Annotated in this window: 23 protein-coding genes and 3 tRNA genes; 18 read left to right on the top strand and 8 right to left on the bottom strand. The window is 61.8% G+C overall.

The genetic code is table 11. The annotated features are described in order from the left end of the window. The first annotated feature begins 13 nt into the window (after positions 1-13). Genes BUA69_RS17535 through BUA69_RS17520 form a run of 4 tightly spaced genes read left to right on the top strand, consistent with a single transcriptional unit; the run spans position 14 to position 3,355 of the window. Positions 14-934 carry a carbohydrate ABC transporter permease gene (locus tag BUA69_RS17535; RefSeq protein ID WP_046134645.1) on the top strand — a complete coding sequence of 307 codons (921 nt, stop codon included), beginning with the start codon at positions 14-16 and terminating at the stop codon, positions 932-934. Further along, positions 931-1,797, top strand: a complete 867-nt coding sequence (locus BUA69_RS17530; protein WP_046134646.1) for a carbohydrate ABC transporter permease — start codon at positions 931-933, stop codon at positions 1,795-1,797. Before BUA69_RS17535 ends, BUA69_RS17530 begins: the two co-directional genes overlap by 4 nt. Beyond that, positions 1,794-2,471, top strand: coding sequence for an N-acetylmannosamine-6-phosphate 2-epimerase (locus BUA69_RS17525; RefSeq protein ID WP_046134647.1), 678 nt, complete (start codon positions 1,794-1,796; stop codon positions 2,469-2,471). The genes BUA69_RS17530 and BUA69_RS17525 overlap by 4 nt, the downstream gene beginning before the upstream one ends. Then, positions 2,468-3,355, top strand: a complete 888-nt coding sequence (locus tag BUA69_RS17520) for an N-acetylglucosamine kinase (RefSeq protein ID WP_046134648.1) — start codon at positions 2,468-2,470, stop codon at positions 3,353-3,355. Before BUA69_RS17525 ends, BUA69_RS17520 begins: the two co-directional genes overlap by 4 nt. A 52-nt stretch (positions 3,356-3,407) precedes the next feature. Here the strand turns inward: BUA69_RS17520 and BUA69_RS17515 are convergent, their stop codons facing one another. Next, positions 3,408-5,690: a heavy metal translocating P-type ATPase gene (locus BUA69_RS17515; RefSeq protein ID WP_046134649.1), complete on the bottom strand. Its 2,283-nt coding sequence runs from the start codon at positions 5,688-5,690 to the stop codon at positions 3,408-3,410. Between the two features lie 68 nt (positions 5,691-5,758). On the opposite strand from BUA69_RS17515, the gene BUA69_RS17510 reads away from it, so the two are divergent. Continuing rightward, positions 5,759-6,208 (top strand): MerR family transcriptional regulator, encoded by a 450-nt coding sequence (locus tag BUA69_RS17510; protein WP_046134650.1) that lies wholly within the window; start codon positions 5,759-5,761, stop codon positions 6,206-6,208. Between the two features lie 126 nt (positions 6,209-6,334). Here the strand turns inward: BUA69_RS17510 and BUA69_RS17505 are convergent, their stop codons facing one another. Further along, positions 6,335-6,817, bottom strand: coding sequence for an ArsR/SmtB family transcription factor (locus BUA69_RS17505; RefSeq protein ID WP_052950449.1), 483 nt, complete (start codon positions 6,815-6,817; stop codon positions 6,335-6,337). Between the two features lie 178 nt (positions 6,818-6,995). On the opposite strand from BUA69_RS17505, the gene trhA reads away from it, so the two are divergent. After that, a complete protein-coding gene (trhA, locus tag BUA69_RS17500; protein ID WP_046134651.1) occupies positions 6,996-7,682 on the top strand; it encodes a PAQR family membrane homeostasis protein TrhA in 687 nt (228 codons plus the stop codon). A 3-nt stretch (positions 7,683-7,685) separates the two neighbouring features. Here trhA and BUA69_RS17495 read toward each other — a convergent pair whose 3' ends face one another. Both BUA69_RS17495 and BUA69_RS17490 read right to left on the bottom strand, forming a co-directional pair. Then, entirely contained in the window at positions 7,686-8,174 is a 489-nt protein-coding gene (locus tag BUA69_RS17495) for a DUF192 domain-containing protein (protein ID WP_244468721.1), read from the bottom strand. An 11-nt stretch (positions 8,175-8,185) separates the two neighbouring features. Further along, positions 8,186-8,809, bottom strand: coding sequence for a cold-shock protein (locus BUA69_RS17490; RefSeq protein WP_082093767.1), 624 nt, complete (start codon positions 8,807-8,809; stop codon positions 8,186-8,188). 190 nt (positions 8,810-8,999) lie between these two features. On the opposite strand from BUA69_RS17490, the gene BUA69_RS17485 reads away from it, so the two are divergent. From BUA69_RS17485 to BUA69_RS17465, 5 genes are all read left to right on the top strand, one after another. Continuing rightward, positions 9,000-9,419, top strand: a complete 420-nt coding sequence (locus BUA69_RS17485; RefSeq protein WP_046134652.1) for a VOC family protein — start codon at positions 9,000-9,002, stop codon at positions 9,417-9,419. A gap of 155 nt (positions 9,420-9,574) precedes the next feature. Beyond that, complete coding sequence (locus tag BUA69_RS17480) at positions 9,575-10,039, top strand: YcbK family protein (protein ID WP_082093768.1); 465 nt, start codon at positions 9,575-9,577, stop codon at positions 10,037-10,039. An 89-nt stretch (positions 10,040-10,128) separates the two neighbouring features. Then, positions 10,129-10,203, top strand: a tRNA-Glu gene (locus BUA69_RS17475). A gap of 48 nt (positions 10,204-10,251) precedes the next feature. Continuing rightward, a tRNA-Glu gene (locus tag BUA69_RS17470) sits at positions 10,252-10,326 on the top strand. Between the two features lie 150 nt (positions 10,327-10,476). Continuing rightward, positions 10,477-10,551 (top strand) — tRNA-Glu (locus tag BUA69_RS17465). Between the two features lie 241 nt (positions 10,552-10,792). On the opposite strand, the gene BUA69_RS17460 is transcribed toward BUA69_RS17465, so the two are convergent. The 3 genes from BUA69_RS17460 to BUA69_RS17450 all read right to left on the bottom strand — a co-directional run bounded on the left by BUA69_RS17460 (position 10,793) and on the right by BUA69_RS17450 (position 14,310). Next, on the bottom strand, positions 10,793-11,890 hold the full coding sequence (locus BUA69_RS17460; protein ID WP_046134654.1) for a M24 family metallopeptidase: 1,098 nt from the start codon (positions 11,888-11,890) through the stop codon (positions 10,793-10,795). A gap of 156 nt (positions 11,891-12,046) precedes the next feature. Next, positions 12,047-13,633, bottom strand: a complete 1,587-nt coding sequence (locus BUA69_RS17455; RefSeq protein WP_046134655.1) for an ABC transporter substrate-binding protein — start codon at positions 13,631-13,633, stop codon at positions 12,047-12,049. Beyond that, complete coding sequence (locus tag BUA69_RS17450; RefSeq protein ID WP_046134656.1) at positions 13,630-14,310, bottom strand: helix-turn-helix domain-containing protein; 681 nt, start codon at positions 14,308-14,310, stop codon at positions 13,630-13,632. The genes BUA69_RS17455 and BUA69_RS17450 overlap by 4 nt, the downstream gene beginning before the upstream one ends. Positions 14,311-14,518: 208 nt before the next feature. On the opposite strand from BUA69_RS17450, the gene BUA69_RS17445 reads away from it, so the two are divergent. From BUA69_RS17445 to BUA69_RS17415, 7 genes are all read left to right on the top strand, one after another. Further along, complete coding sequence (locus BUA69_RS17445) at positions 14,519-15,532, top strand: ABC transporter permease (protein WP_143154568.1); 1,014 nt, start codon at positions 14,519-14,521, stop codon at positions 15,530-15,532. Next, complete coding sequence (locus BUA69_RS17440; RefSeq protein ID WP_046134658.1) at positions 15,532-16,437, top strand: ABC transporter permease; 906 nt, start codon at positions 15,532-15,534, stop codon at positions 16,435-16,437. Before BUA69_RS17445 ends, BUA69_RS17440 begins: the two co-directional genes overlap by 1 nt. Continuing rightward, the gene (locus BUA69_RS17435; RefSeq protein WP_046134659.1) at positions 16,434-17,270 is read left to right on the top strand and encodes an ABC transporter ATP-binding protein; all 837 of its coding nucleotides are present in this window, start codon (positions 16,434-16,436) and stop codon (positions 17,268-17,270) included. Before BUA69_RS17440 ends, BUA69_RS17435 begins: the two co-directional genes overlap by 4 nt. After that, on the top strand, positions 17,267-18,013 hold the full coding sequence (locus BUA69_RS17430; protein WP_046134660.1) for an ABC transporter ATP-binding protein: 747 nt from the start codon (positions 17,267-17,269) through the stop codon (positions 18,011-18,013). The genes BUA69_RS17435 and BUA69_RS17430 overlap by 4 nt, the downstream gene beginning before the upstream one ends. 191 nt (positions 18,014-18,204) lie before the next feature. Then, positions 18,205-18,858: a sigma-70 family RNA polymerase sigma factor gene (locus BUA69_RS17425; protein ID WP_244468722.1), complete on the top strand. Its 654-nt coding sequence runs from the start codon at positions 18,205-18,207 to the stop codon at positions 18,856-18,858. Beyond that, positions 18,855-19,499 carry a ChrR family anti-sigma-E factor gene (locus BUA69_RS17420; RefSeq protein ID WP_046134661.1) on the top strand — a complete coding sequence of 215 codons (645 nt, stop codon included), beginning with the start codon at positions 18,855-18,857 and terminating at the stop codon, positions 19,497-19,499. The genes BUA69_RS17425 and BUA69_RS17420 overlap by 4 nt, the downstream gene beginning before the upstream one ends. 2 nt (positions 19,500-19,501) lie before the next feature. Then, positions 19,502-20,251: an SDR family NAD(P)-dependent oxidoreductase gene (locus tag BUA69_RS17415; RefSeq protein WP_046134662.1), complete on the top strand. Its 750-nt coding sequence runs from the start codon at positions 19,502-19,504 to the stop codon at positions 20,249-20,251. Positions 20,252-20,558: 307 nt separating this feature from the next. On the opposite strand, the gene BUA69_RS17410 is transcribed toward BUA69_RS17415, so the two are convergent. Further along, on the bottom strand, positions 20,559-21,794 hold the full coding sequence (locus tag BUA69_RS17410) for an SAM-dependent methyltransferase (RefSeq protein WP_244468723.1): 1,236 nt from the start codon (positions 21,792-21,794) through the stop codon (positions 20,559-20,561). Between the last annotated feature and the right edge of the window lie 19 nt (positions 21,795-21,813).

Genomic DNA, 21,813 nt, shown 5'->3' with positions numbered 1-21,813 from the left:
GCGTGAGCACACAATGCCCAAATTGCGCATGACCGGACGCGGTCTATGGATCACCGTCCTGTTGGCGCCGCCCCTGGCGTTCGTGGCGCTGTTCATCGTCTATCCAATCATCGCCGCGTTCGCCTATGCCTTCTTCGACTGGCAGGGCTTGATGCGCGGCGAGTTCAGTTGGCTCGACAATTTCCACACCGTGCTGTTCGTCGAGCCCTATGCGAGCTGGACGCGCAATGCGTTCACGCACAACATCATGGTGTTCTTCGCGCTGCTGGTGCTGCAGAACGGTCTCGGGTTCCTGCTGGCCTATGCGCTGTGGCGCGACATGCCGGGCGCCCGCTTCCACCGCGTTGCTGTGTTCTTGCCCGTGGTGCTCTCGACCATCATCGTTGGCTATTTATGGAAGCTGTTCCTGCATCCGCTATTCGGGGTGGTGAACCAGAGTTTTCGTGGCCTCGGCATGCCGTGGCTGGCGCAGCCCTGGCTCGGCCAGGATTCCACCGCGCTATGGGCGCTGATCTTCGCCAATGCCTGGCACATGGTGGGCTTCCCTACGCTGGTCTTCCTCGCCGGTATGCAGCGCATTCCGACCGAAATTCTTGATGCCGCGCGCATGGAAACCCAGAGCGAGTGGGTCAAGATCACCAAGATCGTCTGGCCGCTTTGCGCGCCGAGCGCCACCATCGTTTTCGTGCTGCTGTTCGTCGGCGCATTCAACTGGTTCGAGCTGCCCTACATCATGGCCGGTCTCGACGGTTCCCCCTATGGCTCCACGGACGTGCTGGGCCTTTATTTCTATCGCACCGCCTTCGGCAACGTTTCGTCGGGCCAGCAGGATTTTGGCCTGGGTAGTGCGCTGGCCGTGCTGATCTTCGTGTTTATCGCCGTGGTGGCCAGCATCATCACCGTTCGCCTGCGGTCGCGGGAGATCGAGCTATGAGCACTGCCGGAACCACAAGAGATTACGATAGCGGCGGCATTATCGGCCGGCTGGGCCGCGATGGCTTGCTGCAGATCATCCTCATCGCCAACACCTTCATCATGCTGGCGCCGATCGTCATCATGGTTTTCTCGGCGTTCAAGAGCACACCCGAGATCTTCCAGCACCCGTTCGGGCTACCCGATTTCGGCAATTTCGTGAACTTCAGCAAAATCTGGACGCAGACCAATTTCCTGCGCTACCTGATGAATTCGTTCCTCGTCACCGGCGCCTCGATGGCGCTGATCCTGACGTTGGGCACCATGGCCGCCTATGCCATCGCCCGCTACGAATTCTTCGGCGCCAGCTTCATCCTGATGTTCTTCATCGCCGGGCTGACGCTGCCGCTCAAGCTGGCCATCATCCCGCTGTTCATGCTGATGCGCGACCTCGGCGTGCTCAACAACCAGCTGGCGCTGATCTTCGTCTATACGGCCATGGGCCTGCCGACGACGGTGTTCATCATGACCGGATTTATCCGCACGCTGCCCAGCGAATTGGAAGATGCCGCCCGCATGGATGGCGCCAGCGAGGCGCGCATCATGTGGTCGATCATGCTGCCACTGGTGCGCCCGGCCATGGTGATCGCCGGGATCCAGAACGTGGTGCCGATATGGAATGACTTTTTCTTCCCGTTGGTCTTCATCCAGAATGACGACCTCAAGACCCTGCCCCAGGGCCTGACGACCTTCATGGGCGAATACACGACCGACTGGGGTGTGCTGTTCTCGGGGCTGACGCTGTCGGCTGCGCCCATCATCTTGATCTATATCGTCCTGTCGCGTCAGTTCATCAGCGGCATGACCTCCGGAGCCGTAAAGTGACTTTCAAGCTCGAGCCAGGCTCGCTCATCGTTTCCTGCCAGGCGCGGGCGGATAACCCGCTGCATGGCCCGATGTTCATGGGCGCGATGGCCCTGGCGGCCCGGGACGGCGGTGCCCGCGGTATTCGCGCCAATGGCGCCGATGACGTCCGCGCGGTGAAAGCCGCCGGCTTGCCGGTGATCGGCATCGACAAGGTTTTTTCCAGCGACGTGCCGGTCTACATTACACCCACCTTTGCGGCCGCCGAGCGGTTGGCAGAAGCTGGCGCCGATATCATCGCGCTCGATTGCACGCCGCGCCCGCGCCATGGCGATGCGCCCCAGGAGTTGATCCGCCGCATCCGCGAAGAGCTTGGCCTCGAAACCTTCGCCGATATCTCGACGCTGGATGAAGGTCTTGCAGCCGAACAGATGGGCGCAACCTATATCTCGACGACGCTGTCTGGCTACACGTCTTATACCGAGCCCAAACCCGAAGGCCCCGACTTGGAACTGATCCGTGCGCTCGCCGCACGGGTGAACACGCCGATTGTTGCTGAAGGGCGATTCAATACCCCCGCTTTGGCGCGCGCCGCCATCACTGCCGGGGCATATGCCGTGGTCGTTGGCACCATGATCACCAATCCCCGGGAAATCACCCGGGGATTTGCGCGCGAAGTCGCAGGCGGCAAATGAGCTATCTGGGGATCGATATCGGCGGCACGGCCTCGCGCTGGGCCTTGGTCGACGCGAAAGGCAAGCTGCTGGGGCGTGGAGTTGCAGTCGGTGCCACCGGTCACATCTTTAATCCTGTTGAACGGGAGCGGCTGCTCAAGGCGCTGCAAACCATAGCAAGCGCCCTGCCGCACGATGGTGCGCTGAGCGGCGTTTGCCTTGGCCTTACAGGGTTGGGTGGTGGCGCTTCTGAAGGCGTGCGGCAACTGGTTTGCGACGCGCTTGGCGTTGCTATCGATACCGTACAAGCCAGCGACGACATGGAGTTGGCATTCCGTGCAGCATTCGCGCCCGGCACCGGTCACCTGATATCGGCCGGCACTGGATCAATCGGCCTTCACATCGCCGCCGATGGCAGCACGATACGCGTTGGCGGCCGAGGCCTTTTGATCGATGATGGTGGCTCGGGCACCTGGATTGCCTTGCAAGCCCTGGACCAACTCTATCGCCGGATCGATGAGACCGGCGGACCCGCCGATGCCTCGGTTTTGGCGGAGGAGCTTTTTGCCGCCATGGGCGGCGATGACTGGGATGCGACCCGTGCCTTCATCTATGGCAGCGACCGCGGTCGCATCGGCACCCTTGCCCAGGCCGTCGCCAAGGCGGCGACACGTGGCGACGCCCTGGCCCTCAACATTCTCGAGCGTGCCGCCATCGAACTCGCTCGCCTTGGCCTTGCCCTCTGCGTTCGCGCTGGCGAACACCCGATAGGCTTCGTGGGCGGCATCATCAGCCTACACCCCATGATCAAGACCGCACTGACAGCCGCCCTGGCCGGCCATGACGTGGTGTTTCCCAGCATCGATGTATCCCTGCACGCCGCCAACCTCGCCCGCTCGGCCTGAATAGGAATGGGGGCACACGGCCCCCATTCGTTCGTTCCGATGGCTGCGATGCCTAGCCTTGCGCCTCGGCCGTCCGGCCCTTCCAGCCCAGCAGACGCATGGCGTTGGCTGTTACCAGCACCGTGGCTCCGGTATCGGCCAGGATCGCCGGCCACAGGCCGGTAACGCCCACCACAGTGGTCACCAGGAAGAAGGCCTTGAGCCCCAGTGCGATGGTGATGTTCTGACCGATATTGGACATGGTGGCCCGCGACAGCATGATCATATTGGCGACATCCAGCACCCGGCCATGCAGCACGGCCGCATCCGCTGTTTCGAGCGCCACGTCCGTACCGCCGCCCATGGCAATGCCGATATCGGCCGCCGCCAGTGCTGGCGCATCATTGATGCCATCGCCCACCTTGGCGACGATCCTGCCACGCGCCTTGAGTTCTCCGACGATCCGCTGCTTGTCCTCGGGCAGCAGTTCTGCCCGCACTTCGATGCCGAGCGACTTGCCGATGGCAGCCGCCGTACGCTTGTTGTCGCCCGTCAGCATGACGACATCGGCACCAAGCCCTTTGAGCGCCTGCAGACCTTCGATGGCATCGGGCCGCGGTTCGTCGCGCATGGCAATAACACCGGCCACCGCCCCGCCGGCGAGCAAGACGGAAACGGTCTTCCCCTCATCGTTGAGCGCCGCAATCCGGGTTTCCAGTTCGGCACCGAGGGCGACCTGCTCTGCTGCAGCCTTGGGCGAACCGAGGAACAGCACGACGCCATCGACCGTGCCGACGACCCCCTTGCCACCGACTGCCCCAGCCTTGCTCAATGGCTTTGGCTCGATGCCATCCGCCTTGGCGCGGGCGAGAATCGCGCTTGCCAGCGGATGGCTGGAGCCAACCTCAAGCGCCGCGGCCAGCTCAATAGTCTCCCGCTCGCTGCGACCAGCGGCAACAATATCGGTAACCTGCGGCTTACCAGCGGTCAGCGTGCCGGTCTTGTCGAGAGCGACCATGTCGATCTTGCCAAGCTGCTCGAGTACCGCGCCGCCCTTCATCAACAGGCCGCGACGCGCGCCGGAGGACAGGGCGGCTGCAATGGCTGCCGGGGTGGAAATGACCAGCGCACAGGGACAGCCGATCAGCAGGATGGCGAGGCCCTTATAGATCCACTCGTCCCACGCGCCCCCAAAAGCCAGCGGCGGCACAATCGCGATCAGCGCGGCGACGACCATCACCGCTGGCGTGTAGTAGCGCGAGAACCTGTCGATGAAGCGTTCAGTGGGAGCCTTGGATTCCTGGGCCTCTTCGACAAGGGCGATGATGCGGGCAATGGTGTTGTCGGATGCAGCTGCGGTCACCCGGATGCGCAGGGCGCCTTCCTGATTGATGGTGCCGGCGAAGACCGGATCATCGGCTTCCTTGCGCCTGGGCACGGATTCGCCGGTAACCGGCGCCTCGTCGATGGCACTTTCGCCCGACAGGACAATACCATCGGCCGGAACCCGGTCACCCGGGCGAACCAGCACGATATCGCCGACGGCGAGCGTCTCGGCAGGGACTTCGCTGGTCTTGCCGTTGATTTCGCGCAGCGCGACCTTGGGCACCAGCGTCGCCAGAGCCTTGATGCTGGCGCGCGCCCTGCCCGTGGCCACGCCTTCAAGCAGTTCGCCGATCAGGAACAGCAGCACGACGATGGCGGCTTCTTCAGCGGCATTGATGAACACCGCGCCAACGGCAGCAACGGTCATCAGCGTTTCGATGGAGAATGGCGTGCCGTTGATCGCACCGGCAAAGGCACGGCGCGCAATCGGCACGAGGCCAACAAACATGGCGACGACAAAGGCCCACTGCTCGATCTGCGGAAACAGCTGCCCAGCCACAAACGCTATCGCTACCGCCGCGCCGGACAGCATGGTCAGACGGGCCTTGGTGGTCTGCCACCATGGACCATCGCCTAGGCTGTGATCGTGGCCATGCATCCCCTCGACCGCATCGGCCCTGGTTGCCGGCTTGGCAGAGTGACTGGAGTGGTCATGCCCTGAACAAGCGTGTCCAGCATGGTTGTGCCCGGCATGATCATCGTGATCTGCATGGTCATGGTCTGCGGCACCGGTAGCAGCGGTCTTCTTGGCGATCGGTGCCGCCTTGTAGCCGAGGCTGGTCACCTTCATGGCAATCGCCGCAAGGTCGACATTGGCGGCGTGACGGACCGTCATCGTCCCCGAAACCACAGAAACCGACACATCCTCGACCCCAGCGATTCGCCGGGTTGCGGTATCGACTTTGCCAGCACAACTGGCGCAATCCATGCCTTCGACACGGAAACGGGTTGTCGCTGCGATTTCGGCCATCGTTCATGCTCCCTTGCATTTGACGATGCAGGCGTACATCCTCCAGTGACTGTAGGAGCAAGCGGAAAATGCAGCAGCACGAAATGCCAATCGGCAAAGTGTCGGAAGCCAGTGGCGTCAAGGTCACCACCATTCGCTATTACGAGCAGATCGGGCTGTTGCCGACTGCGGCGCGCACCCATGGCAATCGCCGGCTCTATGACCAGAACGACCTGAACCGGCTGACCTTCATCCGTCATTCGCGGGAACTGGGTTTTGAAATCGACGCCATCCGCACCTTGCTGGTGCTGCAGGACGATCCCCACCAGCCCTGCGCCGATGCTGACGCGATCGCCAAGGCAAGATTGATCGATGTGGAGCAGCGCATCGCCAGCCTGGTGGCATTGAAAGCTGAACTGCAGCGCATGGTTGTGGGCTGTTCACACGGCCAGGTCGAAGATTGCCGCGTTATCGAGATTCTGGCGGATCACGGAAAGTGTCGGCACCATGATCAAGTCGCTGAAATTACGGCGGATTAGCGCTGTCTGACGGGCGGTCCGCGACATACGACTTACCACATGCACAGGCCAAACCGCCCATAACGGAGACATTCCCGCCTCCGCAGCGTGACTCCGTGTCGGGGATGGGTATCAAGCACGCTCGAACTAAAGGTCGAAGGCCATCTGCTGTTCTTCGATGACCGGAGCGACCGGCACAGGCTTTGCAGCCGCCTTCTTGGCGCGCTTCTTGACTGGCGCAACGGCCATCTCCGGCTCTGGCGCAACGGCGACTTCCGGCACGGTGACTTCGATCACGGGCGTCGCCGCAACCGGCGCAGGTGCAGCCACCTCCGGCACGATCACCACAGGCGCGGCGAGTGCCTGCTCGGCCGATGGCACCCCGGCAATCCAGGTCCGGACCTTATCCAGCGCGGCCAACTGCACCACATAGACGTTTTCGCGGCCTTTGCGCTTTTCGCGGACGATCCCAGCATCGCGCAATACGCGCAGGTGACGGGAGATAGCCGGCCGGCTGATCGGAAAGGACTCGGTGATCCGGTGCACAGGCTGCGGCTCAGCCAGCAGCATTTCGACGATCTGACAGCGGGTTGCGTCGGCAAGGGCGCCAAACTGGCTAATGGGAGGCACCGGGATTTCCGTAACTATGGCGTTACGCCTCGGATAGGTGCGGTCTCGAGTGTCGTCAAGGGTCTCAGTCGGCTTTCAACTGCCAGTTGCAGTTCCCATATTGTCCAAGACGCTGCCAGCCCCGTAGCCGCAACAATCTGGTCACATCACTACGCCATGGTGCTGGCAAGGAGACCGCATGCAAACCCAGATACCACATCGCCCGTCCTGGTGGAGTCGCGAGAACAGCGCCTACACCCTCGCCGAGGTCATTGCCGATGGCGTGGTGCATGGTTTGGGGCTGGTTGTCGCGATCATTGCCGGAGCTATCCTGCTCACCTTTGCCTTGACCACGACCGCGCCCGAAGCTTTTCCGGGCCTGGCTGTCTATATCGGCACGTTGGTTGCCGTGCTCGGCGTCTCCATGGCTTACAATCTCTGGCCCGCTTCGCCGGTCAAACGGGCTCTGGCTCGCCTCGACCAGGCCGCGATTTTCCTGTTCATTGCCGGCACATACACGCCATTCCTCGCCATTCTCGGCGGCACCACGACCGGCACCGTCATGATGGTGCTGATCTGGGGGGCGTCATTGATCGGCGTGGCGCTCAAGCTCGTTGTGCCGCAGCGCTTCGGGCGCATGGCGATTGCGCTCTATCTGGGCATTGGCTGGAGCGGCATGCTGGTGTTCCAGTCGCTTGCCCATGCCTTACCTCCAACCACATTATGGCTCTTGCTGGCCGGCGGCGTGGTCTATTCCCTGGGGATCATTTTCCATGTGTGGGAAAAACTGAAGTTCCAGAACGTGCTCTGGCATGTTTTCGTGGTCGCTGGGGCCAGCCTGCATCTCTGGGCCGTCATCGACTGCATGGTCATTGCTCGCTTATAGGCGCTACTTGACCTTCGCGCTGACGCGCGGATGCTCCATGGTATCACCAGCCTTGAGGCCGATGACTTTGGACTGACCGCCTGGGATTTCCAGCACGAACTGTACCGGCCCGTCCGAAGGGATCGAGGTGGGGTCCTGCGGGCGGGCGTTGACGTGGATGTTTTTCACCACGCCATCGGCGCCGACGAAGATCATATCGAGCGGAATGAACGTGTTACGCATCCAGAAGGAGACGTTGCGCTCTTCCTTGAAGTCAAACAGCATGCCAGCGTCATCGGCCAGTTCCTGCCGGTACATCAGCCCTTGAGCGCGGGTCTCGTCTGTATCAACCACCTCGACGTTGAAGCTGTGATCACCGCTATCGGTGTGCAGAACCAGCTTGCCTTCGTCGCTGCAGGCCGCCAGCGGCACGGCGAGCAGCACAGCCAGGGCCAAGCCCCCTGCCCGCAAGGCGCGCGTGGACGGGCGGAGCATTTCGGCCAGCTGGACCATATCGGGGATTCCTAGTGCGAGGACGGAGCGTCGCCCCAACCATCCGGGCGGATTTCGGCGACCATAAGGCCCTTGGGACCATTGCCGTAGCGCACCAGCACAAATTGGCCGGGCCGTAGCTCGGTGATGCCGAAACGGCGCAGCGTTTCCATATGAACGAAGATGTCCGGCGCGCCTTCGCCTTCAGACAGGAAACCAAAACCACGAATGCGGTTGAACCACTTCACCTCAAGCCGGACCATGCCCGAAGTCGGCTCGACAACGACATGGGTGCGGGGCGCCGGCATCTGAGCCGGATGGCGGGCGGTGGATTCGTCCATCGAGAGGATACGGAAGGCCTGCAGCCCGCCGGGACGGTTGAGCGCCTCGACAACGATACGAGCGCCTTCATAGGCCGTCTGGTAACCATCACGGCGCAGGCACGTCACATGCAGCAGCACATCGGCCTGACCGTTATCGGGAATGATGAAGCCAAACCCCTTGCCGGCATCGAACCACTTGATGGTTCCGGAGATTTCGATTGTGTCGAGGGCGTTGTCGCCGTGAGACGCCCCTGCCTGCGTACGATTCACCGATGCTGCCTCTACAGGCAGGCCACTGGCCTCGTCGCCATCGCCACTAAACTTGGCCCCCATAGTCCCCACGCCTTTTCGCACTCGCCTCGCAAACAGCGAGGTACTCCACAAGACGTCTCACTGTGGCCGATTCAGTTCCAAAAGTTAAGAAGATGTTGCGAATTTGTTTGTTTGAGGCGGGTAGCGCCGCGATTGCCCCCCTGCCCCCCAGTTGCTAGGCCTTGCTGGATTGCAGCACAGGAGTTTTGCCATGAAGTACCTTCACACGATGGTCCGTGTGACCGACATCGACGCCAGCCTCAAGTTCTATTGCGATGGACTGGGGCTGCAGGAGGTCAAGCGCAATGAGAGCGAGAAAGGCCGCTTTACCCTGATCTTCCTGTGCGCGCCCGGAGACGAGGATGCCAAGGTCGAGCTCACCTACAATTGGGACCCGGAAGAGTATACCGGCGGCCGCAATTTCGGGCACCTAGCCTACCGCGTCGATGACATCTATGCCCTGTGCCAGCATCTCTCCGACATGGGCGTGGTGATCAATCGCCCGCCGCGCGATGGTCACATGGCGTTCGTGCGCTCCCCCGATGGTATTTCCATTGAACTGATCCAGGCCGGCGACTCCCTGCCGCCGCAGGAGCCGTGGGCGTCGATGCCCAATACCGGCAAGTGGTGATTCTGCTGTCAGCCCTCGGCTGACATCGCAACTAACGTTTCGCTAACCAGTGCGCTTAGCGCGCGGTTAGCGAAACCGATCGTATTTTAGCGATTACGAACCACCCATCGGCCTTTGTTGCATAATTGCAACTTCGGGTTTTCGGGAAGCCGCTCATGCGATCAATGATTTTTGCAGTTGCCTGCGCCCTGGCTTTGGGCGGTTGTGTCCCCATGGCGATGTTTGCCAGCGGCAGCGGGCCCGGTTATTCCGGCCTGCGGGCAGATTGGGGCACCTATGTCTCCAGCAAGGGCGTCAACGCGCTCTGCCTCTCCCCCAAGATGCGCCTCGCCATCTGGGAGTTCGAGGGCCATTTCGGCAAAAAGGTAGTCATGAACTCCGGCTATCGCGACGGTCGGCACAATAGTGCTGCGGGCGGCGCGGACAATTCCTATCATACCAAATGCATGGCGGCCGATTTCTATATTCCCGGCGTACCCAAGCAGCAGCTGATCGCTTTCGCCATGCGCAACAATGCGGTGGGTGGGCTGGGTTGCTACCCCGGCCGGCCGTTCATCCATGTCGATGTGCGCGACCGTCCACGCGGTTATCAGCGCCCAGTCACCTTCTCGGGCTGTTGAAAACCTGGCCTGTCGCAAAATTTGAGATTTGGATGCGCGAAATGAGTTGCACATCCCGAATGACCTGACTATACGAACCCAGCGCCTAGGCGCCCATCGTCTATCGGTTAGGACGCCACCCTTTCACGGTGGAGAGCGGGGTTCGATTCCCCGTGGGCGTACCATCTCTTTCTTGAGGGGATGGCAGAGTAAGCAGCAAAGTTTCCAGGTCCGCGCCCATCGTCTATCGGTCAGGACGCCACCCTCTCACGGTGGAGAGCGGGGTTCGATTCCCCGTGGGCGTACCAGAAACTCCTCAATCCCATCCCCAGACCTGCCGGCTGCGTGCAACTACACGTTGCATTAAAAACCGTGTCCAACGACCTGGATCAGCTGATTTTTTCTGCTGGATGGGTTGCACATCCCGAATGACCTGACTATACGAACCGAGTGCTTCGGCGCCCATCGTCTATCGGTTAGGACGCCACCCTTTCACGGTGGAGAGCGGGGTTCGATTCCCCGTGGGCGTACCAGCACTTCCCCACATTTCAGGTAGAATGCAGATCATCTTCGCGGGTGATGTTGCCGTTGCCCCCCCCCAATCCACCGTCGTCATCCCGACGAAAGTCGGGATCCAGTTTGGGGCGGGCACAGGAAACTGGATTCCGGCTTTCGCCGGAATGACACTGAATGTGGGGCGCACTTGGGCCCGTCCAAAGCAAGGGCGACCAGCAGTTGCCTGCCAGCCGCCCTGAAAGCATTTCGTGGGGGCGTTTAGGCCCGATAGGTGGTCCGTGGCAGGTCCGAGAGGATTTCCGGCCCCGTGGCGCGCAGAATCACGATCTCTTCCAGGCGCAGGCCAAAGCGCCCGCCGAGATAGATGCCGGGCTCGATCGAGAACACCATCCCCTCCTCCAGAATTGTCGGCGAGGTCGCTGTGATATAGGGCGTTTCGTGCACATCGATGCCGAGGCCGTGGCCCGTGCGGTGCAGGAACTGCTCGCCATAGCCAGCCGCGGTTATGACGTCGCGAGCAGCCTTATCGACGGCGCTGGCGGGTACGCCGGGGCGAGCGGCTGCCAATGCAGCTTCGACCGCGCGGTCAAGGATGGCGTGAATATCGTCAAAACCAGCTGGCGGATTGCCGATGGTCGCTACACGGGTCATGTCGCTGGGGTAGCCACCGATACGGCCGCCAATGTCGAGCAGCACAGCGTCGTCAGCCTTGAGCCTGGTCTCGCCGGTGTGATGATGCGGGAACGCGCCATTGGGGCCAAAGCAGATGCTGGTGAAGACCGGCGTCGCACCATTGGCTTTGTAGAAATCGCGGATGACCTCCGCCACTTCGATTTCGGTAATCCCCGGCTTCAGCGCAGCAAAACCGGCCTGCATGGCGCGATCATTGAGGACGGCGCTGGCCTTAAGCGCCTTATACTCTGCGTCATCCTTGCGCGAGCGAAGATAGCCGACCGTGTCCTGGGTGAAGCGGCGGCGGGCCCCTGGCAGGGCATCCAGCAACAGCAGCGCGAAATCGGTGCGCATGGTTTCATCGACGACGACGCTGACATTGTTGCGATCGATGCCGGAGGCGTCGAGCAGTGCCGAGAGAGCAGCGTCCGGACCTTCAGCATCTGCCCAGGGGAAAAATGGCAGGTCGGTGTGCTGGCGCGAGCTGTCGACATTGAGGGCCGGCATCAGGAAACCGGCATGGCTGGCGCTCACCAGCAACATCACTGGGCGCTCGTCGCCATGCGGCGACAGATCGGCCAGCCAGCTCATGTGGCTTGAGGGTCCGATGGCGACCAAGTCGGTGCCGGTTGCCGCCATGCGGGCGCGCAGATTGGCCATGCGGGTGGTGAGAGTGGCAGACATTTGAGGGCTTCCTTGAGAATGGCTTCGACCATCGATCACCCGGCACGGCCGGGCCCAGTTCGGTGCTGGTCGAGGAAAACTGGACTCCGGGTTGACCCAGAGCGCATTGCAGAAAGAGGAAGGCGCGCCGGTGGGCGCGCCTTCCCTAGAGTGACCTTACTTGGTCACGAGACGATAGTAGACGAAGTCCGAGGTTGCGCCGTTGACATAACCTTCGACGTTCTTGGCCATTGCCACTTCGTAGGCAGCCTGGAACATGATGATGATGGGCGAGCTTTCCTGAACCTTCTTCTGCAGGTCGATATACATCTCGCTGCGCTTTGCCGGATCGGCTTCCGCCAGGGCGGCCATGGTTTCCTTGTTCAGCTCATCGGGAACTGCCCAGGCATTCCGCCAGGTCGTGGTTGCCTGGTAGTTCGCATCCGAATTGTCGGAATTGTACGCAAACGCCTTGGCGTTCGAGTGCGGGTCCATGAAGTCCGGGCCCCAATACAGCAGCATCGCCTGGTGGGTACGTTCACGGTACTTGGTGATGACCTGAGCACCGGTGCCCGGCAGGATTTCGAAGTTGACGCCGGCTTCCGCGAAGGTTGCCTGCAGCGACTGCGCGATGTCGGTGAACGGGGTCGAATTGATCACATCGAGGGTGACGGTGATCGGGGTCTGGATGCCGGCGTCGGCCAGGATCTGCTTGGCCTTTTCCAGATCATAGGTGAACGGGGTTTCGTCCAGCGAACCGGGGAAGCCCTTCGGCCAGAACGCCTGATGGGTTTCCATCTGGCCCTTCAGGAACGACTGGGTCATCCCGTCATAGTCGACGAGGTAACGCGACGCTTCCCAAAGCGCCTGCGGCTGCAGCTGCTCGTCCTTCTGGTTGAAGGACAGGAAGTGGACAGCGGCCTGCGGGAAGGTTTCGACCTTGAGTGCATCGCCGGAGATGCTGCCGATCTGGTCGGGGGTCAGGTTCTTGGCCATGTCGACGTCACCGGTCTCCAGCAGCAGCTGCTGGGTCGCTGCTTCAGCGACGTGACGGATGATCACCGACTTCATGGCGGGAGCGCCCTTGAAGTAGTTCGGGTTGGCTTCCAGCGTGATGATTTCGGCCGGACGATAGGCACGGATCGAGAACGGGCCCGAGCCAGCCGAATTGGCGTTCAGCCAGGCATTGCCGAAGTCGCCATCGACCTCGTTGGCCATGACGGTCACGGCGTCCACCACCGATGCGGGGCGAGCGGCGAGCACGTTCAGCACGAAAGCCGACGAGAAGTCGCCGTCATACTTGACGGTGACGGTGTTACCGTCGGCAGTCACCATCGAGTCGATGTTCTCCGGAGTCCAGCCGAGCTGGGTCAGGATGAATGCCGGGGTCAGGTTCAGCTTGATGACGCGCTGGAACGAATAGACCACGTCTTCCGCACGGACAGGATTGCCAGAGTGGAAGGTAGCGCCGTCACGGATGGTGAAGGTGATGGTCTTGGCGGCGTCATCGACAGCCCACTCGGTCGCCAGGCCGGGCGCGAGAACGGTGGTGTCCTCGGCATCGTACTGGACCAGACGATCATAGACGTTAGTGACGAGTTCGCCCGAGGTGAACTCATAGGCCTGGGCAGGATCGATGGCGACGATATCGTCGATGTTCTGGGCAACCACCAGTACGTCAGCCGGCGTTGCCGCGAGGGCAGCAACATGGCCGAGTGGCAGGGTGATCGCGGCGGCGAGCAGTGCCGCGCGGAAGAGGTTCATGACAGTTTCTCCTTTGACTTCACGATTCTTGCAGGCGTTTTGGCCGGCTTGGCGCCGGGCTGGTTTTCGGTGGTCGGATCAGTTTTAGGCTGAGCCGTCGAACGAAACAGGGTGAGCGTACCCGTCCACAGGAGACGGGCAGCCTTATTGGTGTGGTTGGACCATGAATGGGGACGATTTCCTCGAAAATGCAGACTATCGCCGGCCGACATGATCATCTCGTCGTCATCCAGGCGCTGTGTGATGGCGCCATCCAGAATATAGAGTATCTCCTCGCCCTCATGGCTCACCGTCTCCGAGCGGTAGCCTGGCGGCACCGTCATGACGAAGGATGACAGGACATTGCCTGGAAAGTCGGTGCCGACGCGCTCATAGACGATCGAGGACCCGTCGATCGAGAACCGGCGCCGCTCACCCTGCCGCGTCAACGCAGCTTCCGCAGTCGGGGTACCTATGAAATAATCAAGGCCAACGCCCAGAGCACGGGCGATCTGAGCCAGCGTTCCCAAGGACGGCGTCGCGTGGTCGCGCTCAACTTGACTGAGGTATCCGACAGACACCTCGGCGGTCCGGCCAAGCGCTTCGAGCGTCAGGTGCAACTGGCGCCGGCGGGCCCGAATAAGCGCCCCAACCCTGGGTTGGGCATCATTGTCCGCCTTGGCCTGCTCTGCAGTCACCCGCTCACTCCCACAATAATTTTTTTGATATAAGCAAAATTTCTTGTATGCTCCAAGCGAATTATGACGAAATGTGACGCCCCTCTGTAACCCTGCAGAGGGCGACAATCTATTGTTCTTCTTGGAGAATTAGCGCGTGACAGTCGAGCCGCAGACCAGCTTGCCGGACACAGGCTCTACGCCCAAAGCAGGTGCCAGAGGGCGTGCTTTGCAACGTCAGCTGACCGAAATAGTCTGGTTTGTTGTCACCATCGCCTTCACCTTTCTTGGGTTGCTGGCCATCACCTTCTTCATCGGTCGCGTCGTGCCGATCGACCCGGTCCTGTCGGTCGTCGGCGATCGCGCGACACCGGCGGTCTATGAGGCTGCGCGCACCGCGATGGGGCTGGATCGCCCCCTGCCCATCCAGTTCATTTCCTATGTCGGCGATGTCTTGACCGGCAATTTTGGCAAATCGGTTTCGACCGGCCGCCCGGTGATCGAAGACCTGAGCCGCGTGTTCCCGGCAACGCTGGAAATGGCGACGCTCGGCATTCTCATCGGCGTCGCGCTCGGCGTGCCAATGGGAGTCGTGGCGGCCAGCCGTCAGGGCAGCTGGGTCGATCAGGTGATTCGAGTCATCGGTCTTCTGGGTTATTCGGTTCCGGCCTTTTGGCTGGGCCTTGTCGGCCTGGCCATCTTCTATGCTCGGCTGCGCTGGGTTGGCGGTCCGGGCCGGATCGACATCTATTTCGACGGCCTCGTGCCGCCAGTCACCGGCGTCCTGCTGATCGACAGCCTGATTTCGGGCGATATCGATATCTTCTGGAACGCGGTCAATCACCTGATCTTGCCGGCAGCGGTGCTCGGCTTCTTCAGCCTTGCCTATATCGCCCGCATGACGCGGTCCTTCATGCTCGATCAGCTCAACCAGGAATATGTGACCACGGCCCGCGTCAAAGGCGTGCCGGAGCGCCTGGTGGTCTGGCGCCATGCCTTCAACCCAATCCGGGTGCCGCTGATCACTGTTATCGGTCTGTCCTATGCCGGCCTGCTCGAAGGCTCGGTGATGATCGAAACCATCTTCTCCTGGCCCGGCATCGGCAATTACCTCACCGTGGCACTGCTCAATGCCGACATGAACGCGGTGCTCGGCGCCACGCTGGTTATCGGTGCCGTCTTCATCTGCATCAACAAACTATCGGACGTGCTCTATCGCGTCCTCGACCCGAGGGCCCGCTGATGGCTAATACCCGCGACTGGCTGCTCGACGACTCCCCAACCTCGCTGCTGCAGGCCAATCTTGGCCGCAGCTATCGGGTTACGCTGGCCCTGCTGCGCAATCCGCTGGCCGTCGTCGGCGCCATCATCATCTTCGGCCTGATCATCGCGGCGGTTTTCGCGCCATGGATCGCGCCCTATTCTCCCATCGGACAGAACCTGTCACAGCGCCTGCTGCCGCCCAGTGCCGAGCACTGGATGGGCACCGACGAGCTGGGGCGCGATATCTATTCGCGCGTCATCTATGGCTCCCAGATCACGCTGACCATTGTGCTGCTGGTGGCCGTGATTGCGGCGCCGCTCGGCCTGATGGTCGGGGCGATCTCGGGCTATTTCGGCGGCTGGGTCGATCGTGTCCTCATGGGCGTCACCGACGTGTTCCTGTCGATGCCCAAACTGATTCTGGCGCTGGCCTTCGTGGCGGCGCTTGGGCCTGGCATCAACAATGCCATCATCGCCATCGCCATCACCACCTGGCCAAGCTATGCACGTATTGCCCGCGCCGAGACGATGACCATCCGCAATGCGGAGTTCATTTCGGCCGTACAGTTGCAGGGGGCTTCGCCGCTCCGCATCATTCTCCGCCATGTGCTGCCGCTGTGCACGTCCTCGATGATCATCCGCGTCACACTCGATATGGCCGGCATCATCCTGACCGCCGCGGGACTCGGCTTCCTCGGTCTCGGCGCCCAGCCACCGCTGCCGGAATGGGGCGCTATGATTTCGCGTGGCCGCTCGTTCATCCTCGATCAGTGGTGGGTCGCCACCATGCCGGGCTTTGCCATCATCATCGTTAGCCTGGGCTTCTGCTTCCTCGGCGATGGTCTGCGTGACGTGCTCGATCCCAAGCAGGGAGAAGGCAAATGAGTTCTCCCCTGCTCGACGTCCAGAACCTGCGCGTCAGCTTTCCCAGCCCCAAGGGGCCGGTCGAAGTGGTCAAGGGTATATCCTTCACGCTGGGCCGCGAGCGCCTTGGCATTGTGGGCGAAAGCGGCTCCGGCAAGTCCATGACCGGCCGCTCGATCCTCAAGCTGATCCGCTCGCCCGGCAAGGTCACAGCGGACCGCATGACCTTCGACGGCATCGACCTGTTGTCCCAGAGCGAAAAGCAGATGCGCGCCATTCGCGGCGCCCGCATTTCCATGGTGATGCAGGACCCAAAGTTCTCGCTCAATCCGGTGATGACCGTGGGTGAGCAGATCGCGGAGGCGCTGGTCACCCACGCCAAGCTGCCCCGCCGCGAGATCAATGACCGCGTGCTGTCCATGCTGGAGGCGGTGCGCATCAATGACCCTGCCCGCGTTGCCAAGCTCTATCCGCATGAAGTTTCGGGCGGCATGGGCCAGCGCGTCATGATCGCCATGATGCTGATCCCTGAGCCTGACCTGTTGATCGCCGACGAGCCGACCTCCGCCCTCGACGTTTCGGTGCAGGCCCAGGTGCTCGATATCATAGACGATCTTGTGGTCACCAAGGGCATGGGCCTGATCCTGATCAGCCACGACCTCAACCTCGTCTCACATTACTGCGACCGCATCCTGGTGATGAATTCAGGCCAGGTGGTGGAGGAGTGCATTGCCAGCGAACTGTCGCAGGCGAAGCACCCCTATACCCGTGGGCTGCTGGCAGCGATGCCACGCATTGACGAGACACGCGACGAATTGCCGGTCCTAGACCGCACAGCATGGGCGGGCACATGAGCGCCATTTCACTTTCCGACCTCGACATTTCCTATGGCGAGACCCAGGTTACCCACGGCATTACGCTCGACGTGGCCGAGGGCGAGAGCTTCGCGCTGGTGGGCGAGAGCGGATCCGGCAAATCGACCGTGCTGCGCGCCATTGCCGGCCTCGCGCCCGATTGGACGGGCAAGATTTCCGTACTCGGAAAGGCCCGCAGCCACGGCGTCGACCGTCAGGTTTCGCGCCAGTGCCAGATGGTGTTCCAGGACCCCTATGGCTCGCTGCATCCGCGCAAGACTATCGACGCCATTCTTTCCGAGCCACTGGCCATCCATGGTCTGGGTAATCGCGGCCCGCGCGTCGAAGCCATGCTGGCAGCCGTCGGCCTTGATCGCCGTTTCCGGTTCCGCTTTCCGCACCAGCTTTCTGGCGGGCAGCGCCAGCGCGTTGCCATCGCCCGCGCCCTGATGCTCGAACCCAAGGTGATGCTGCTGGACGAGCCCACTTCGGCGCTCGACGTGTCGGTGCAGGCCGAAATCCTCAATCTGTTGAAACGCCTGCGCCGTGAGCAGGGCCTGACCTATCTGGTGGTGACGCACAATCTGCCGGTGGTGGCATTCCTCTGCGATCGGCTTGCCGTGATGCGTCATGGCCGCGTCGTCGAGATTGCCAGCGCCGAGCAACTCAAGACCGGCAAGCTCGTGGCCCCCTACTCCCTGGAACTCCTGGCGGCCAGCGGCGCACAGGTCGTTCCCACCTGAGCATCCTCTGCCCAGAAAGCGCAGGACGGCTCTAGCAAGGCGCCAGCTTAGGTCGACGCTGCCATAGCCGAGGCAAAACCGCCGATGCAGCGCTTGCAGTCCTGCAAGCGTTGACCGGGTCGCGCCTCATCCGAGCGCCCGGTAACTACCCGACACCTCCGCGCCAAGTCGCCGTAGCCGGTGCCCCTGAGGTGATCCATCGCCGCTTCTGGTCCGTACTGGGGCTGACAGATGCGGAGCGGACGATGTATGCCTTTGCCATGACAGAGATAACGCCGGGACCCGCTCCGTCAGGCCCCCCCACAGACGATCCGACCGCCCTGCTGCTGGCAGTTGCCCGGGAGCGCGATAAAGCCGCGCTTGCAGCGCTGTTCTCCACGTTCGCGCCGCGTATCAAATCGATGATGCTCAAGCTCGGCGCCGGTGACGCCCTTGCCGAAGACCTGGCGCAGGAGACGCTGCTGCAGGTTTGGCGCAAGGCGCACCTCTACTCACCACAGCGCGGTGCTGCCAGCACCTGGATTTTTACCATTGCGCGCAATCTGCGCATCGACCAGCTCCGTCGGCAGACCAACAAGCCCTATGAGGATCTGGAGACGTTGGAACTCGCCAGCGATGCGCCGCTGGGCAATGTGCTGATCGAGCGCAATCAGGTGATCGAACGCGTGACAGCCGCACTCAAGCTGCTGCCGCGCGAGCAAAGCGAAGTCGTCCGCCTCAGTTTCATCAATGACATGCCGCAATCGGAAATAGCAGCGCTGGTGGGCATCCCCCTCGGCACAGTCAAATCCCGCCTCCGCCTTGCCTATGAACGGCTCCGGCCTTTGCTGGAGGACCTGCAATGATCAATCACCACCCCGATATCACCACGCTGATGGCCTTTAGCGCCGGCACGCTCGATGAGGCCTATTCCACCGTTATTGCAACGCATCTTGCCATGTCCGAAGCGGGGCGTGAGACTGTGCGTCAGATCGATGCAATTGGCGGCGCCCTGCTGACTGATGAGCCGGAAGCCGCAATGTCGGATAGTGCCCTGGACCGTCTTCTCGGGGCGCTGGACGACGAACAGATAGATGTCGGTCGACCAGAGCGCGCGCCCAACGCCCTGCCCCTTCCACTGCAGTCCTATGTGCCGGGCGGCCTAGATGCCGTACGCTGGAAGTGGACCGGCCCTGGCGTTGCCACAGCCGACCTGCCGACCCGGCCCGGCCAGAAGTCCCGGCTAATGCTGCTGCGCGTTGGTGGCGGGCGACGCGTGCCAGAGCATGGCCACGGTGGTCAGGAGCTGACGCTGATCCTGCAGGGGGCGTACCGCGACCGCTTCGGTGTGTTTGCCACGGGTGACATTGCTGACCATGACGAGGATGTCGAGCATCAACCGATTGCCGAGCCGGGCCCCGACTGCATCTGCCTCGTGGCTGTTGATGCCAAGCTGACTTTCCGCGGCCGCTTGATGCGCGCCCTGCAACCGCTGTTCGGGATCTGACCATGGCCAAGATCGCCTGGATTATCGGTGGCGGCTCGGGCATTGGTGCCGCCGTAGCCAAGCGGCTCGCCGACGCTGGCTGGACCGTGGCGATTTCGGGCCGTCGGGTCGAGAGGCTGGCTGAGGTCGCCGCCGGCCGCAGCATTCACCCCTATCCCCTGGACGTCACCGATTCCGCAGCTGTTGCGGCGACCATCAGCAAGATCGCCGCTGACCTGGGTCGCATCGACCTGACGATTTATGGCGCTGCCGCATGGCAGCCTATGCAAGTCGGCAATTATGATTTCGATCAGTTCCAGACCGTGGTCGATACCAATCTGATGGGCGTCATTCGTCTTGCCAATCCACTGATCGCGCAACTGGAGCGACAAGGCGGCGGCCAGTTCGCGGTCATCGCCTCGGTCGCCGGGTATTTCGGCCTGCCGCGCTCTGCCGCCTATTCAGCCACCAAGGCAGCACTGATCAACCTGCTGGAAACGATGCGCACCGAACTGGCACCGCGCAACATCGTGGTGCGGATGATTGCGCCCGGCTTCGTCAAATCCGAGCTTACCGACCGAAACGACTTTCCCATGCCATTCCTGATGGAAACCGACGATGCCGCCCAACGCATTGTCGATGGCCTGACAGGTTCGACCCGCTTCGAGATCGCCTTCCCCAAGCGCATGGTGTGGCTGATGAAGACCATCCGCTTCCTGCCGTATCCGATGTTCTTCTGGCTCACCAACAAGATGCTGCCGAAAGGGAAATAGGCGGGGGCGGTACGCCCCTCACGCCGAGGCGTTCCACCCACAGCGCCAACCCGCCAGCAAAGCGTCATCCCGGCGAAAGCCGGGATCCAGTTTCCCCATCACATCCACAACTGGATCCCGGCTTTCGCCGGGAGGACGTCGTGGGCGGGCGAGTACAGGTCTCAGCAGGCACGCACCGGATTCCATCGATCCACCCCACCGCGCTGCCCACGGACTTGATCCGTGGGCCACTCACCACGGCGCGCATGTCCTTGCGACCCGCGGATCTAGTCCGCGGGCAGCGCGCGTTATTGGTGGACCCGACCGCCTAAGCCGGCTTTCGGTATTGATAAATCCCGACGTCAATCGAGCCCTCGATGAACCCGGCTTCGCAATAGCTGAGGTAATACACCCACTTGCGCCTGAACTCCTCATCATAGCCCAGCGGCGCGATCACCGGCCAGCGCTCGAGGAAGCGGTCGCGCCATAGCTTGAGCGTCTTGGCGTAGGATAGGCCGAAGGTTTCGGAGTTCTCCAGCACCAGGCCGAACCGATCGCCGAATTCGCGCATGACCGTCTTGGTCAGCAGCATGCCACCTGGGAAAATGTAGCGCTGGATGAAGTCCGGACCCGATCGATAACCCTCGAAATCTGCCTCGTTGATGGTGATCGCCTGGATCGCGGCGGTGCCGCCTGGCTTCAACCGGTCATGGATGGTCTGAAAGTAGCTCGGCCAATTGTCCTCGCCCACGGCCTCGATCATCTCGATCGAGCCGATATGGTCGAACTGGCCCACGGTGTTGCGATAGTCCTCGAACACCAGCGTTGCCAGATTATCCAGCCCCTGCCGACGCAGGCGCTCCTGACCGAACTTGAGCTGCTCTGCCGAGAGCGTGATACCCCGCAGCCTGGCCTTGTAGTCGCGCGCGACTGTCTCGGCGAAGCCGCCCCAGCCGCAGCCGATTTCCAGTACGCTGGAACCTTCCGTCACGCCGGCCATATCGGCGACGCGGTGATATTTGGCGAGCTGCGCCTCTTCCAGACTCTGATTGCCGGAGCTGAACAGCGCCGACGAATAGGTCATCGAGGGATCGAGCCACTGGCCATAGAAGTCATTGCCGAGATCATAGTGCTCGGCGATGTTCTTCTTGGACCCTTCAAGCGTGTTCCGTCGCGACAGGTGATAATGCAGGTCGCCCGCGGCCTTGCGGAAGAAACCAGGATTGGCCTTTTCGAAAATATCCCGGTTTTGCAGGAAGAACCGGAACAGCGCCGTCAGGTCATCCACCTCGATATCGCCGCGCATATAGGCGGCGGCAAAGCCGACAGTGCCGCGCTGCATTGCCTCGGTTATGACACTGAGATTGTTGAGCCGCAGAACGGCGTGTTCGCCATTGGCCGGATTGCCCACGGTGCGCGTGCGCCCGTTGGGAAAGATGACGGTGACTGCACCGTGATGAGTCTTGCCGAGAAGGCTCACTCCAACCCATTCAACGAACCACGACATCAGGCGCGTCCACGGCGTCGCGCCGCTGCGGGTCTGGTCGACTGCTGTCTTACTCATGGAGCCGCCAAGTCCAACT

The sequence above is a fragment of the Devosia limi DSM 17137 genome (assembly GCF_900128975.1).
GTDB classification, from domain to species: domain Bacteria; phylum Pseudomonadota; class Alphaproteobacteria; order Rhizobiales; family Devosiaceae; genus Devosia; species Devosia limi.
Note: the sequence above shows the minus strand (reverse complement) of the source record. Positions and strands in the feature narration are given on the sequence as shown.

What these genes read in the sequence shown, in the direction of transcription:
- BUA69_RS17495 (WP_244468721.1), bottom strand. Translation starts at nt 8,174, where the DNA reads ATGGTCCAGCTGGCCGAAATGCTCCGCCCGTCCACGCGCGCCTTGCGG.
- BUA69_RS17490 (WP_082093767.1), bottom strand. Translation starts at nt 8,809, where the DNA reads ATGGGGGCCAAGTTTAGTGGCGATGGCGACGAGGCCAGTGGCCTGCCT.
- BUA69_RS17480 (WP_082093768.1), top strand. Translation starts at nt 9,575, where the DNA reads ATGCGATCAATGATTTTTGCAGTTGCCTGCGCCCTGGCTTTGGGCGGT.
- BUA69_RS17455 (WP_046134655.1), bottom strand. Translation starts at nt 13,633, where the DNA reads ATGAACCTCTTCCGCGCGGCACTGCTCGCCGCCGCGATCACCCTGCCA.
- BUA69_RS17515 (WP_046134649.1), bottom strand. Translation starts at nt 5,690, where the DNA reads ATGGCCGAAATCGCAGCGACAACCCGTTTCCGTGTCGAAGGCATGGAT.
- BUA69_RS17440 (WP_046134658.1), top strand. Translation starts at nt 15,532, where the DNA reads ATGGCTAATACCCGCGACTGGCTGCTCGACGACTCCCCAACCTCGCTG.
- BUA69_RS17535 (WP_046134645.1), top strand. Translation starts at nt 14, where the DNA reads ATGCCCAAATTGCGCATGACCGGACGCGGTCTATGGATCACCGTCCTG.
- BUA69_RS17530 (WP_046134646.1), top strand. Translation starts at nt 931, where the DNA reads ATGAGCACTGCCGGAACCACAAGAGATTACGATAGCGGCGGCATTATC.
- BUA69_RS17520 (WP_046134648.1), top strand. Translation starts at nt 2,468, where the DNA reads ATGAGCTATCTGGGGATCGATATCGGCGGCACGGCCTCGCGCTGGGCC.
- BUA69_RS17430 (WP_046134660.1), top strand. Translation starts at nt 17,267, where the DNA reads ATGAGCGCCATTTCACTTTCCGACCTCGACATTTCCTATGGCGAGACC.
- BUA69_RS17410 (WP_244468723.1), bottom strand. Translation starts at nt 21,794, where the DNA reads ATGAGTAAGACAGCAGTCGACCAGACCCGCAGCGGCGCGACGCCGTGG.
- trhA (WP_046134651.1), top strand. Translation starts at nt 6,996, where the DNA reads ATGCAAACCCAGATACCACATCGCCCGTCCTGGTGGAGTCGCGAGAAC.
- BUA69_RS17460 (WP_046134654.1), bottom strand. Translation starts at nt 11,890, where the DNA reads ATGTCTGCCACTCTCACCACCCGCATGGCCAATCTGCGCGCCCGCATG.
- BUA69_RS17415 (WP_046134662.1), top strand. Translation starts at nt 19,502, where the DNA reads ATGGCCAAGATCGCCTGGATTATCGGTGGCGGCTCGGGCATTGGTGCC.
- BUA69_RS17435 (WP_046134659.1), top strand. Translation starts at nt 16,434, where the DNA reads ATGAGTTCTCCCCTGCTCGACGTCCAGAACCTGCGCGTCAGCTTTCCC.
- BUA69_RS17420 (WP_046134661.1), top strand. Translation starts at nt 18,855, where the DNA reads ATGATCAATCACCACCCCGATATCACCACGCTGATGGCCTTTAGCGCC.
- BUA69_RS17510 (WP_046134650.1), top strand. Translation starts at nt 5,759, where the DNA reads ATGCAGCAGCACGAAATGCCAATCGGCAAAGTGTCGGAAGCCAGTGGC.
- BUA69_RS17485 (WP_046134652.1), top strand. Translation starts at nt 9,000, where the DNA reads ATGAAGTACCTTCACACGATGGTCCGTGTGACCGACATCGACGCCAGC.